Source organism: Streptomyces sp. NBRC 110035, from assembly GCF_000829695.1.
GTDB lineage: Bacteria > Actinomycetota > Actinomycetes > Streptomycetales > Streptomycetaceae > Streptomyces.
Genome location: NZ_BBNN01000015.1, coordinates 230,668 through 243,288 on the forward strand (window position 1 = coordinate 230,668; position 12,621 = coordinate 243,288).

The window sequence follows — 12,621 nt, forward strand, 5'->3', positions numbered from 1 at the left end:
ATACACCAGTCGGCCCCATGGCGCACCCGCCATATGGGGGTCATCACGTCAGCGGGACGCTTACAAGCGTGTACGCAGGGCAATAGGTAACGGTATGTCGAGCCGCGGCCGGGAGGCTGGAGCATGAGCATCTGGTGGTCACTCCATCTGCGCCGTGATGCTGCGAGCGTGCCGCTCGCGCGTCGCCTCCTTCTCGGCGCGATGGAGACCGCGGGCGTCGACCCCGACATCTCCTACGACCTGTCCGTCGCTCTCACCGAGGCCTGCGCGAACGCCGTCGAGCACGGTGGGGGCACCGTCCGGGGCGGGTTCACCGAGGCGTACCGGGTGACCGCCTATCTCGAGGGCGAGAAGTGCCGTATCGAGGTCGCCGACGCGGGCCCCGGCTTTCCCGCCGTGGCCGGCGGCCGCACCCACCCGCCGGTCCGCCCCGCGCCGTACGACGCGGAGCACGGCCGAGGTCTCTGCCTCATCCAGGAGCTCGCCGACCACGTCCACATCGGCAACAAGCCCGATCGGGGTGGCGCCGTGGTGAGTTTCGACAAGATCCTCAAATGGCGGAAGGGCGCGCCGCTGATGGCGGTGTGACCCCACCGAATCCGTCCGCAGCGGACCCCCATCGCACTGAGGCCGGCACCCCTCCCGGGGGCCGGCCGCGGTGCGCGTGCGCGTGCGCGCATCAGCTCACCGATCGACCGCTCAAGCGGTTCATCAGCATCTCGAGAACCCCTCGAGCCGTGATCAGCCCTCGTGATCAGCCCTTGAGGGCCGCCATCCACGCCTCGACCTCGTCCGACCGCCTGGGCAGAGCGGCGGAGAGGTTCCGGTTGCCGTCCTCGGTCACCAGGATGTCGTCCTCGATGCGGACGCCGATGCCCCGGTACCCCTCGGGGACGGTCAGGTCGTCGGCCTGGAAGTACAGGCCCGGTTCGACCGTGAGCACCATGCCCGGCTCCAGGGTGCCGTCGACGTACGCCTCGGTGCGTGCGGCGGCGCAGTCGTGGACGTCCAGACCGAGCATGTGGCCGGTGCCGTGCAGCGTCCAACGGCGCTGCAGACCCAGCTCCAGCACCCGCTCCACCGGGCCCTCGACCAGACCCCACTCGACGAGCCGCTCGGCCAGGACCCGCTGGGCGGCGTCGTGGAAGTCGCGGTACTTGGCGCCGGGCTTCACCGCCGCGATACCGGCCTCCTGGGCGTCGTACACGGCGTCGTAGATCTTCTTCTGCAGCGCGCTGTACGTGCCGTCGATCGGCAGCGTGCGTGTGACGTCCGCCGTGTAGTACGTGTGCGTCTCCACGCCGGCGTCGAGCAGCAGCAGGTCGCCGGAACGGACCGGACCGTCGTTGCGTACCCAGTGCAGGGTGGTGGCGTGCGGGCCGGCGGCGCAGATGGAGCCGTAGCCGACGTCGTTGCCCTCGACCCGTGCGCGCAGGAAGAAGGTGCCCTCGACATAGCGCTCGCTGGTGGCCTCGGCCTTGTCGAGGGCCTTCACGACGTCCTCGAAGCCACGCGCGGTGGAGTCGACGGCCTTCTGCAGCTCGCCGATCTCGAAGGCGTCCTTGACCAGCCGGGCCTCGGAGAGGAAGACCCGCAGCTCCTCGTCGCGCTCGGCGGTGACCTTGTCGGTCAGCGCCGCCTCGATGCCGGTGTCGTAGCCCCGCACGACGCGCACCGGGCCGGTGGCCTCGCGCAGGGCGCCGGCCAGCTCGCGCACGTCGGCGGCGGGGATGCCGTACCGCTTCTCGGCCTCGGTGAGGGAGTGGCGGCGGCCGACCCACAGCTCGCCCTGGCCGTCCAGCCAGAACTCGCCGTTCTCGCGGTTCGAGCGCGGGAGGAGGTAGATCGTCTCCTGGTGGCCGTCGGCCGTCGGCTCCAGGACGAGGACGCCGTCCTCGGTCTGGTTGCCGGTGAGGTACGTGTACTCGACCGACGCGCGGAAGGCGTACTCGGTGTCGTTGGACCGCGTCTTCAGGTTGCCCGCGGGGACCACCAGGCGCTCGCCCGGGAAGCGCGCGGACAGCGTGGCACGGCGGGCGGCGGTCTCCGTGACCTGGGGGATCGGCTGGAGGTCGTGCAGTTCGGTGTCGGCCCAGCCGCTCTTCATGTTGTCGGCCAGCTCGTCGGACACGCCGGGGTAGAGGCCGTTCTTGCGCTGTTTGACGGGCTCTTCCTCGGCGGTCTCGGCATCCGCCGCGGCTTCCGGGCCTTCGGGGCCTGTCGTCCCGGCGGCCTCGTCGAACGCGGTCGGGAGCTCTTCTGCCACAGCGGTCATCCTCCTCGGTAAGGCTCTGGACCTCCCCCAGGGTGCCGGTTTCGTCCGGGCCGGGGGACCTCCTCCATCGTACGGTGACCGGCGAAACGGTCACCGGGGGGAATGGCCTGTTACCAAGGGCGCGCGGAGGGCGACGGAAACGGGCACGGTCATGGGCACAAGCACGGAAACGGGCACCGAGCCGACCGCGAACCGATACCGCGAAACCGGTGCTGCGAACCGGCACCTTCCTGCTTCTCCGGCTCCTGCCCGACCGGCGTCGTCTCCTTCCCGCTCCGCCTCTTCCCGCCCCGTCGCACCCCGCTGCGCCCCGCCCCGCCCCACCCCGGCCTGCTCCGCTCCGCCCCGCGTGGCGCTGCGGCTACTCGAACCGGGCGGCCAGCAGGACGACGTCCTCCGTGGCGTCTGTCGTCTGCGCACCCTCGGGCAGCACGGTGCGCAGAATGTGGTCGGCGATCGCGCCCGGGTCGCGGCGCAGCGCCTGGGGTACCCCGGCGGCAGCCGCGTGCAACCGCGCGAAGGCGCGGTCGGTGGGGTCGCCGGTGTGGTGCAGCAGTCCGTCGGTGTAGAGCAGAACCGTCTCTCCCGGTTCCGCGTGGACCTCCACGCTCGGCGCCTCCCAGCAGGCGAGCATGCCCAGGGGGGCCGAGACCGACGTCTCCACGAACTCCGTACGGCGCTCGCCGAGCAACAGCGGCGGACTGTGCCCGGCACCGGCCAGCGTGACCCTGCGCAGCGCGGGTTCGCAGTAGCCGAACAGCGCGGTGGCCGAACGGGCGGGTTCGGTGAGCCTCAGCAGCAGTTCCAGGTCGGACAGGACGGCGACCGGGTCCTCGCCCTCCAGCACGGCATAGGCGCGCAGGGATGCCCGCAGTCGCCCCATCGCGGCGACCGCGCTCGGCCCGGCCCCGGTGACCGACCCCACGGCGAGGCCGAGAGTGGCGTCCGGCAGTGGCAGCGCGTCGTACCAGTCGCCGCCGCCGTCCGGGGAGGCGCGGTGCCGGGCGGCGAGCTGGACGCCGGGGATCCGGGGCAGGCGCGAGGGGAGGAGTTCCTCGGACATGGTGGCCATGGACGCACGCGTGCGCTCGAGCTCCAGGAGACGGGCGAGGTGCTCGGCGGCGTAGCGGGCGTAGAGGCCGACGAGGTGCCGCTGGCGCTCCGACGGCTCGGCGGGTTCGTCGTAGAGCCACACCGCGGCGCCCAGGCGACGCGCCGCCTCCGCCGTCTGCGGGGCGTCCGTGCCGGCCGCGGTCTCGGGGGCGAGGGGCAGCGTGTAGCTCGCGGCGTAGCCGAGGCGGGCGGCGACCTCGCGGTGTCGGGGGTCGAGTCCGTTCTCGGCGAGCAGGTCGGGCACGGCGATGCCGTCGTCGGCGCCGGGCAGTCCGTCGAGGATCCTGCCGTACGGCACCGCGCTGCGCGGGATCGTCTCGATGTGGCCGAGGTCCGCGCGGGCCAGGCCGAGACCGATCGTGGTGTCCGGCCCGCGACCGTCGGCGGGTTCCAGGACGACGAGACCGCGTCGGGCGCCCACCAGGGCGGCGCCGGCACGCAGCAGCTCCCGGAGTGCCTCGTCGAGGGAGCTCGTGCGGGCCAGGTGCTCGGTCAGCTCATGAAGGGTCGTGAGATCGGAGACCCATCCCGCGAGTCGGTCCTGCAGGAGCACGCCCGGGGTGTTCTGGGGGTTTGCCGGGGCAGCCGGAGAGGTACCCGTGGCAACGGGCGCGACAGTGTGTGCGGGAGCCGGAACTGTTGAATCGATTCCAGCCACTTTCGGAGGGTGCGGGGCGTTCATGGCGTCCGGCTTTCCTGCCGGTGCGAACTGCTCAAAAGCATCGCAAACCCCCATGTCGTTCTGCGTCGTCGGCAGTGTCTCCACATGTACACGTTCTCGTGAGGAGATGTCCAGCATTGTCCTGCTGGGATTACTGGTGTCCGTGGGGCTGGAGGGAGTCCGGGAGGAGTTCGCTCCCGCCCCCTTGCCGAAAAGGAAACGTGGCTTGAAACTGCCTCAGGGGGAGGTTGATTGCGGTCGACTGGGCTCGCTCGACGGAGCGTCACAGCGGTCGTGATGGGTACGTACTCGGAGAAGGCCAGGGGTAGTGGGGAATCTCCCGGGAACCTGGCGACGGACCCGGGCGTCTTAATCATCGACGACCGTGCCCCATCCTCCCGTGGCGGAGGCGGAGAGAAACACGCGCGACGGTAAACGCCAGACTTCGCCACCCCCACGCCACCCCGTGCTTCCGATCGACGCAGTAGGGGTGGTGCGGCCGCGGAGGCAGTCCTTGTTCGGCCCGTAGGGGCTCCCCTTGCCCGGTGCAGGGGTGTGATGCGCCAACAGGTACGCACAGTAGGTACGCACAGTGCAGTGATCGACACATGGTGTGACGTGGACCACGGTGTTCCCAGGCGTGCAACGGAAAGGAACGAGCGCTCATGCGCGAGATCCTCGGAAGGCGGCGCAGGCTCCTGTCGCGGCGAGGCGACAGTGGGTCCCAGCTGATCGAAGCGGCCCTGACCTTCGCCTCGGACTGGCAGTGGCCGGTGCTCCCGGGTGTGGCCACGGACCCGCAGGGCGGGTCCCGCTGTGGCTGCCCGGACCCCGAATGCACAGTGCCGGGCGCCCATCCCTTCGACCCCGGGCTCCTCGCCGCCACCACCGACGCGCGCATGGTGCGCTGGTGGTGGGGCAACCGGCCCACGGCGTCCATCGTCCTGGCCACGGGGGGCAGGGCCCCCTGCGCGGTCTCCCTGCCCGCCGTGCCGGCCGCCCGTGCCCTGGTCGCCCTCGACCGGCTCGGTATGCGGCTCGGCCCGGTCGTCGCCTCGGCGGACCGTTGGTCGATCCTGGTCAAGCCGTACTCCCTGGAGCAGCTGGGCGAGCTGCTGTACGCCAAGGACTTCGTCCCCGGCTCGCTCCGCTTCCACGGCGAGGGCGGCTACCTCGCCCTGCCCCCGTCCGCCACCGGCCTGGGTGATGTCCGCTGGGAGCGCGCGCCGCTGCCCGGCTCGGCCTCGCCCTGGGCGCCCGATGTCGAGGCCGTGGTGGACGCCGTGGTCGAGGCCCTCACCGGTACGGGTGTGAGCGCGCCCGAGATGTAGGCGCTGTCGGCGTGCGTGGTGCTCCGGTGCTTCCTGTCGCCGCGCGCGGCATCCGGCGGCTTCGTTGTCCCCGTGCCTTCCGGCGGAGCCTCGGCGGGATGGGCTCTCGCGGCACCGCACGCGCCGGTCCCGCAGTCGCCGGGTCTGCTGACCAGGTCGTACGAGGGTTGTCGGCCGCCGGCGCGCTGCCGACCTGCGCTCCGGGAGCAGCCGTTCAGGGGGAACCGGTGGTGGAGGCGCGACCGTGTGCTGTGAAGAATCGCGGTCAAGCGAAGACCCGGTTGCTGGCGACGGGGGATGCACCAGCAACCGGGCTACTGGAACGGTAACAAGAGATCGGCGGTTAGCAAATTCGATCTCAGCTTTTCCGGTCACCGACTGGCTTGTCTTCACCGGGAGTTGTGGACGAAGCCGGTCACATGGACCGGGCGGTCGCACGGACCGGGCAGTCGGCGCGACCGGGAAGCGTGCCCGTGCCTCAGCTGAGGGTGACCTGGCGGTTGGTCAGGCCACCGCGTGCGCGGCGCTCGTCGCCGGTGAGCGGGGCGTCGGTGGCCAGGGCCGCGGCGAGGCGCTCGGCGAACTCGGTCGCCGGCTTCTCCACGTCCTCGGCCCCGACCCCGCTGGGCAGGTCCCAGACCGGGACGATGAGCCCGTGAGCGCGGAAGGAGCCCACGAGGCGGGTCCCCTCGCCGAAGGAGGAGCGGCCTGCCGCGTGCAGCCGCGCCAAGGCGTCCAGAAGCCGCTCCTCGGGGTGCGGCATGACCCACCGCAGATGGTTCTTCTCGGGCGTCTCGCACCAGTACGCGGAGTCCACGCCCGAGAGCTTGACGGTCGGGATGGCCGCCGCGTTGGCCCGCTCCAGGGAGGCGGTCACGTCCGGGGTGGCGTTCTCCGGGTCGGGGACCCAGAACTCGAAGCCGCTGTGCACCACCGGCTCGAACGTGCCCTCGGGGTCGAGGAGGTCCTGCAGCCGGGGTCCCTCGGCCGGAGCGCGGCGGGCCTGTACCGGGGTCCCCGGAGCGGCGGTGAGCGCCCGCTGAAGGGTGTCGGCGAGGTCGCGGCTGATGTCACCGGACGAGGTGTCGTTCTGCAGGCCGAGCAGGACCGAGCCGTCGTCACGGCGCAGCGCGGGCCAGGCCATCGGCAGCACGGTGGCCAGGGTGACCGACGGGACGCCGTCGGGCAGGCCGTCCTTGAGGGGCAGCTCGGCGGTGGCCGCCGGCACCAGTTCGCGCAGCGCCACCCAGTCGCACTCGCCCGGTACTCCCTCGAACGGGCGCTGCACCAGTTCGGTCGCGGCGTGTGCGGCGGCGCGGCCGTGGCAGGCCTTGTAGCGGCGGCCGCTGCCGCAGGGGCAGGGCTCGCGGGCGCCGACGACCGGAAAGTTCCCGTCGGCGCCTGCGGCGCGGGCTCCGTCCGTAGGCTGCGGGCGCTTGGCCTTGGTCTGGGGGCGCTTCTTGGCCATCGTGGGTGTCTCCCGGTTACGGCTCGTCTCGTACGGGCGGGAGCCTAGCCGTTCAGGACGAGGCCGAAGGGACCCTGTGGACAACGTGCCGCCTGTGGGCGACGTGCACGCAGTTACGGGAGCGGGGCCGCGCGAGGCGGCCGCGAGGCCACCGCGAGACGGCTGACGGAGGCCGAAGCGGCCGAGCCGACGGTGGACGACCGCGCGGGGCGGCCGGGGGGGGCGGCCGTGAGGGATCGCCGCGCGCGTGCGCCGGTCAGTCGAGGCGGTCGAAGGCGTCCACGAACTCCAGGTCCGACATCTCGGGCATATCGGATGTCGTGGGGGCCGTCACCCGCGCGGCGAAGTCGTCGCGCCGGTGTCCGGCGTCCGGGTCGTACACGTCGTCGTGGACGACGACCCATACCGTGACTTCGCCCGGCACCTCGTCGCGTACGCCCCAGTCGTCGGCCAGGGCCGCGATGATGTTCAGCCCCCGGCCGCCGTGCGCGGTGACCGACGGGGTCGCCGGCGCAGGCCGGGTCGGGCCTCCGCCGTCCGTGACCTCCACGATGAGCCGGCCGCGGGGATCCACCTGCCAGGCCGCGCGGATGTCACCGTCCCCGGCCAGGGCGTCACCCAGGGGTCTGCCGTGTTTGCAGGCGTTGCTCAGCAGTTCGGAAAGGATCAGTACGGCATCGTCGATGACCGTCTCCGCCACGCCGCCGTCGCGCAACTGCAGGCGCATGCGGCGCCTTGCCTTCCCCACGTCCGCAGGGCCATGGGATACGGCCATGCTCGACGACGCGGGCACCTCCTGTGCCACCACCAACGCCACCCCCGAGACCTCCTTCGCCCCACGCCACGGTGTGAATGCCCCATGGGTCTGAACCGGAAACCGGCCCATCCATGTGCGGTGACGCACTCGAAACAACCGAGCACGTACCGAATGCGCCGGAGCACTCCGCGTAGTCAGATGGCTGGATTTCGTCGATGTGGCCGAGATGTGAGGATGGAGTGAGAGGGGGCCCGCGGTCAAGAGTCCTGCACGGGCGGCGTGGACGGTGCGGACTGCACGGGCCGCACGGACCCGCCCGCCCGGCCGATCCGTCCCGTGCCGCTCAGCGGCCCAGTTGGTCGAGCACCGCGCGGGGGCGGTTGGTGATGATGGCGTCGACTCCGAGGGCGGCACAGGCGTCCACGTCCTGGGGATCGTTCACGGTCCACACGTGTACCTGGTGGCCGGCCTGCTTCAGGCGCTCGATGTAGGCGGGGTGGCTGCGGACGATCCGGATCGAGGGTCCCGCGATCGGCACCCCTTCCGGCAACCGCCCCTCGCGCAGGCGGGGCGAGACGAACTGCATGAGGTGGACCGTCGGCAGGGTGGGCGAGACGGCGCGCACGCGATGCAGCGACCGTGCGGAGAAACTCATCACGCGTACCGGTGACTCCTCCGGGGAGCCGGGAGCGTCCAGGCCGAACCTCTTCAGCAGGAGCAGTAGCCGCTCCTCCACCTGCCCCGCCCACCGTGTGGGGTGCTTGGTCTCGATCGCCAGCTCCACCCGGCGGTCGGCGTCGGCGACAAGCTCCAGCAGCCGCTCCAGGGTGAGGACGGAGGTCGCCTCCCGGTCCTCCGGCCTGTGCTCCCAGTCGGGCTCCTCGACCCGCCCCCTGAGCGGGTCGCGCGTCTTCCAGGAGCCGAAGTCCAGGGTGGACAGGTCGGACAGCTCCAGCGCCGACACCGCGCCGCGGCCGTTGGACGTACGGTTGACGCGGCGGTCGTGAACGCAGACGAGATGACCGTCCGCGGTCAGACGTACATCGCATTCGAGCGCGTCCGCACCGTCCTCGACCGCCTTGCGGTACGCGGCCAGAGTGTGCTCGGGGGCGTCCTCGGAGGCTCCGCGGTGGGCGACGACCTGGGGCGGACGTTGACGTGCATGGGTCACCGCGTCATGGTGCCATCGCATGGGGGGTACCTGCGCGGTCGTGTGGGTGGCGACGGGCAGGTCGACGCGGAGATCTGATCGGAGGCGCGGTGATGGTGCACCCTTGGTGAGCAATGCCCTGTATAAGGAAGGGCCTCGCACCCACAGGAACGGCTTATGGTGCCCTGACGGCCCATGGGAAAAGCTGACGTCATACAAAGAGACATGCACAGCTGAAGCGCGCCGGACTCGTCGACATGCGTGAACGAGCGTGAATGAGCGTGACCGAGTGCGACCTGGAACAACAGCCGTGGATCGAGGAGAGAGAGCTGTGAGCACCGAGAACGAGGGCACAAACGAGGGCGCATCGGTACCCCCGGCCCCGTCCGTACCGCCCGCGCCGGTGGATGCTCCTGCTGCTCAGGCGCACCCGGAGCGTCAGGCTTTGGACGGGGACAGCCCGACGACCCCCCTGCCCCCGGTCCCGCCGAACGCGCCGGGAGCGGCACAGGGCCACGGCTCGTCGCAGTACCCGGCATACGGAGGCGGCGACCACGGCGGATACGGAGAGCCGGCCGGTCCTGCCGCCCAGGCCGCCCACACCGGCCAGGGAGGCTACGGCGCCCAGGAGCAGCCCCAAGCCGCCCCTCCGCCGGGAGCCTCCTCCCCGCCCGACGCCTCCTGGCCCCCGCCCCCGGCGCAGGGCACCCCGTCGTACGACGGCGGCGCCGGTCACGGCGCGGACGGCTGGGGCGCTTCCTACCAGCAGCCGCCGGCACCGAAGAAAGGCGGCAGGCGTGGCCCCCTGATCGCCACGGTCCTGCTGGCCGCGCTGATGGCGGGCGGTCTGGGCGGCGGCCTCGGCTACACGCTGGCCAAGAACAACGACAGCAACGGCTCGACGACCGTCTCGTCGTCGACCAGCGGCGGCAACGTCAAGCGCGACCCGGGTACGGTTGCGGGCGTGGCCGCCAAGGCGCTGCCGAGCACGGTCACCATCGAGGCGGAGAGCAGCAGCGGTGAGGGCGGGACCGGCACGGGATTCGTGTTCGACACCCAGGGGCACATCGTCACCAACAACCACGTGGTGGCGGACGCCGTGGACGGCGGCAAGGTCGCGGTGACCTTCCCGGACGGCAAGAAGTACGACGGCGAGGTGGTCGGCAACGCCCAGGGCTACGACGTCGCGGTCATCAAACTGGGGAACGCCCCCTCGAACCTGAAGCCCCTCACCCTGGGCGACTCCGACAAGGTCGCCGTAGGCGACTCGACGATCGCCATCGGCGCCCCGTTCGGCCTGTCCAACACGGTGACGACCGGCATCATCAGCGCGAAGAACCGCCCGGTGGCCTCCAGCGACGGCGCCGGCAGCCAGGCTTCGTACATGAGCGCCCTGCAGACCGACGCCTCGATCAACCCGGGCAACTCCGGCGGACCCCTGCTGGACGCCCAGGGCAACGTCATCGGTATCAACTCCGCCATCCAGTCCACCAGCAACGGCGGCTTCGGCACCGGCCAGGCCGGCTCCATCGGCCTGGGCTTCGCCATCCCGATCAACCAGGCCAAGTACGTCGCCCAGGAACTGATCAAGACGGGCAAGCCGGTGTACGCCAAGATCGGCGCGTCGGTCTCCCTGGAGGAAGGCACGGGCGGGGCGAAGATCACCGACCAGGGCGCCGGCGGCTCCGAGGCGGTCGACCCCGATGGCCCCGCCGACCAGGCCGGCCTGCGGCCCGGTGACGTCATCACCAAGCTCGACGACCGCGTCATCGACTCCGGGCCCACCCTGATCGGTGAGATCTGGACCCACAAGCCGGGCGACGAGGTCACCCTCACCTACGAGCGCGACGGCAAGGAGCAGACCACGGAACTCACCCTGGGCTCCCGCGTCGGCGACAGCTGATCCCACCGCGCCCGCACCGACCCGTTACCCTTGTCCCCGCGCCGCCGATCACCCGGCGAGCGCGGGGAGGCGTGCCCGAGCGGCCTAAGGGAACGGTCTTGAAAACCGTCGTGGCAGCGATGTCACCGTGGGTTCAAATCCCACCGCCTCCGCACGTGAGTGGCCCCTGACCGGGACGAACGGTCGGGGGCCGCTCTCGTCCCCCATGTCCCGTGCCCGACCGCTGTTCCCCGTGGGTTCCGTCCGGTCCGGCAGGCATGGGGTGTGGGAGCCGTCAGCGCGCGCTGCGGGACGCGCTTCCCCGTCAGGTAATCGATCCCTGCGCGTCGGCGTGGCACGCTCTCGGCGTACGGAGCCCGACCGGCCGGAAGGACGTCATGCCCGCCTACGCCATAGCTCACCTGCGAGAGGCCGCCCCGCACCCGGAGATCGCCGAGTACATCGAGCGGCTCCCCGCCACCTTCGAGCCGCATGGCGGCCGTTACCTTGTGCACGCCACGCAGCACGAGGTGAAGGAGGGCAGCTGGCCCGGGCACGTCGTGATGATCGGCTTTCCAGGGATCGTCGAGGCGCGGGCCTGGTGGTGCTCACCCGCGTACCGGGAGATCGCACCGCTGCGCTCTCGGCACATCGAGGGCGACATCATCCTGGTCGAAGGCGTCCTCGAGGCCTACGACCCGGGTGCCGCCGTAGAGGCGATGCGGGAGGCCCTGCCGGCCGAGTAGCCCTCGGGCTCGGCCGGGCCCAGCGGCAGAGGACGAAGCGAGAGTGGCGGAGTCTCACGTGACCGGGGCAGGCCAACGGGTGCCGTCCCTCCTGGAACCGTCGTGGCAGCGATGTCGCCGTGGGTTGTGAGGTCACCGTGGGCTTCGCATCCCACCGCCTCCGCTCGGGTCCATGCTTGCGTGGGCCCGGTCTGCAGCACGTGCGGCCATCCTGTGGTCAGGACGCGGCTCTGAGCATGCGGAGCTGGCCGATTTCTGTCGCGTTCTTCAGGAGTTCGGTGTTCACCCGGGCGACCGTGTGGGCCAGGGTGCACTCCGGGGCGTCCGGCCAGGGGAAGGGCGCCGTGGTGTCCAGGTCGGTGTCGGTGAGGTTGTCCAGGGTCGCGAGCCACTCCGTCCGCAGGCCGCGCAGCCACTGGACGGTCGCCGACCCCTCGCCGGGCCAGGTGATGTCGGTCCGTTCCCGGGGAGGGCGTCCGCGCGTGTGGTCCGGGGTCACGCTCCACCACCAGCCGATGTGCCAGCTGACCCAGGCGATGGTGGGGACGGGGTCGGGCTCGGTCTCCGCCCAGTCCGGTACCCAGGTTCCGTCGGCGGAACGGTGCATCGTCCAGCAGCGGACGGCGGGCTCCCACAGGAAGTCGTCCGGCTCCAGTCGCTCCAGGTGGTACTCGAACAGGGACCAGGTCAGTTCGAACTGCCATCGCAGCAGTTCTGTTCGCGACACAGGGGCGGGGGCAGGGGCGGGTGTGCTCATTCGAGGGCTTTCCAGGGGTGTGCGGGGTGTGCGGTCAGATCTCCTCGTCCTCGGCCAGTCGTTCCCAGGACACCTCCTGCAGTGCGGGCTCCGTGTCGTGGCCCGACGGTACGTGGGCGGCCGGCTGGAACCAGACGACGGTGAGGCGGGAGCGGTACAGGGCGCGGTCGTGGGCGGGGTCGAGGGCCTCGGAGCGGAAGTGGCCCAGGCAGGTCACGGCGGGGATGACCTCCACAGGGCCGAAGGCGCCTGCGTACTGGTCCGGGTGCTCGCGCGGGGGCGGAACCAGGTGGACCGGGGTTCCGGGGAAGGCGTCTTCGGCGGACCGCAGCGCCGAGGTGATCTTCCGGTCGTTGAGGGGCTTGCACGGGTAGCCCTCGAGCATGCCGCCGTACGTCGACGACATCCGCAGCTCGGAGAGGTCGACCGAGCGGCCTGAGGCGAGGACGACGCGCGTGAGTGACATGGTCGGCACTCCAGG

The 12,621-nt window shown here is 71.4% G+C and carries 11 protein-coding genes and 1 tRNA gene; 5 read left to right on the top strand and 7 right to left on the bottom strand.

Features of this window, described 5'->3' with window-relative positions; translation table 11 throughout:
• Positions 1 to 123: 123 nt before the first annotated feature.
• Positions 124 to 588 carry an ATP-binding protein gene (locus TU30_RS01135; RefSeq protein WP_042163318.1) on the top strand — a complete coding sequence of 155 codons (465 nt, stop codon included), beginning with the start codon at positions 124 to 126 and terminating at the stop codon, positions 586 to 588.
• Between the two features lie 166 nt (positions 589 to 754).
• Here the strand turns inward: TU30_RS01135 and TU30_RS01140 are convergent, their stop codons facing one another.
• Positions 755 to 2,275 (bottom strand): aminopeptidase P family protein, encoded by a 1,521-nt coding sequence (locus TU30_RS01140; protein WP_370626539.1) that lies wholly within the window; start codon positions 2,273 to 2,275, stop codon positions 755 to 757.
• Positions 2,276 to 2,636: 361 nt separating this feature from the next.
• Positions 2,637 to 4,187 (bottom strand): PP2C family protein-serine/threonine phosphatase, encoded by a 1,551-nt coding sequence (locus TU30_RS01145; protein WP_078878024.1) that lies wholly within the window; start codon positions 4,185 to 4,187, stop codon positions 2,637 to 2,639.
• Between the two features lie 527 nt (positions 4,188 to 4,714).
• Between TU30_RS01145 and TU30_RS01150 the strand changes: the two genes are divergently transcribed.
• Complete coding sequence (locus tag TU30_RS01150; protein ID WP_042163321.1) at positions 4,715 to 5,380, top strand: bifunctional DNA primase/polymerase; 666 nt, start codon at positions 4,715 to 4,717, stop codon at positions 5,378 to 5,380.
• A 478-nt stretch (positions 5,381 to 5,858) separates the two neighbouring features.
• Here TU30_RS01150 and TU30_RS01155 read toward each other — a convergent pair whose 3' ends face one another.
• The 3 genes from TU30_RS01155 to TU30_RS01165 all read right to left on the bottom strand — a co-directional run bounded on the left by TU30_RS01155 (position 5,859) and on the right by TU30_RS01165 (position 8,776).
• Positions 5,859 to 6,848 carry a DUF5926 family protein gene (locus TU30_RS01155; protein ID WP_042163323.1) on the bottom strand — a complete coding sequence of 330 codons (990 nt, stop codon included), beginning with the start codon at positions 6,846 to 6,848 and terminating at the stop codon, positions 5,859 to 5,861.
• 256 nt (positions 6,849 to 7,104) lie between these two features.
• Positions 7,105 to 7,752 carry an ATP-binding protein gene (locus TU30_RS01160; RefSeq protein ID WP_042163325.1) on the bottom strand — a complete coding sequence of 216 codons (648 nt, stop codon included), beginning with the start codon at positions 7,750 to 7,752 and terminating at the stop codon, positions 7,105 to 7,107.
• 196 nt (positions 7,753 to 7,948) lie between these two features.
• Positions 7,949 to 8,776 carry a glycerophosphodiester phosphodiesterase gene (locus TU30_RS01165; RefSeq protein WP_042163862.1) on the bottom strand — a complete coding sequence of 276 codons (828 nt, stop codon included), beginning with the start codon at positions 8,774 to 8,776 and terminating at the stop codon, positions 7,949 to 7,951.
• A gap of 310 nt (positions 8,777 to 9,086) precedes the next feature.
• On the opposite strand from TU30_RS01165, the gene TU30_RS01170 reads away from it, so the two are divergent.
• The 3 genes from TU30_RS01170 (at position 9,087) to TU30_RS01180 (ending at position 11,383) form a co-directional block, all read left to right on the top strand.
• Positions 9,087 to 10,658 carry a S1C family serine protease gene (locus TU30_RS01170; RefSeq protein WP_042163327.1) on the top strand — a complete coding sequence of 524 codons (1,572 nt, stop codon included), beginning with the start codon at positions 9,087 to 9,089 and terminating at the stop codon, positions 10,656 to 10,658.
• A 65-nt stretch (positions 10,659 to 10,723) separates the two neighbouring features.
• Positions 10,724 to 10,810, top strand: a tRNA-Ser gene (locus TU30_RS01175).
• Between the two features lie 225 nt (positions 10,811 to 11,035).
• On the top strand, positions 11,036 to 11,383 hold the full coding sequence (locus TU30_RS01180; protein ID WP_042163329.1) for a DUF1330 domain-containing protein: 348 nt from the start codon (positions 11,036 to 11,038) through the stop codon (positions 11,381 to 11,383).
• A 217-nt stretch (positions 11,384 to 11,600) separates the two neighbouring features.
• On the opposite strand, the gene TU30_RS01185 is transcribed toward TU30_RS01180, so the two are convergent.
• Together TU30_RS01185 and TU30_RS01190 are read right to left on the bottom strand one after the other, a co-directional pair.
• Positions 11,601 to 12,140: a DinB family protein gene (locus tag TU30_RS01185; protein WP_042163331.1), complete on the bottom strand. Its 540-nt coding sequence runs from the start codon at positions 12,138 to 12,140 to the stop codon at positions 11,601 to 11,603.
• Between the two features lie 34 nt (positions 12,141 to 12,174).
• Positions 12,175 to 12,606, bottom strand: coding sequence for a hypothetical protein (locus TU30_RS01190; RefSeq protein ID WP_042163333.1), 432 nt, complete (start codon positions 12,604 to 12,606; stop codon positions 12,175 to 12,177).
• Positions 12,607 to 12,621 lie beyond the last annotated feature (15 nt).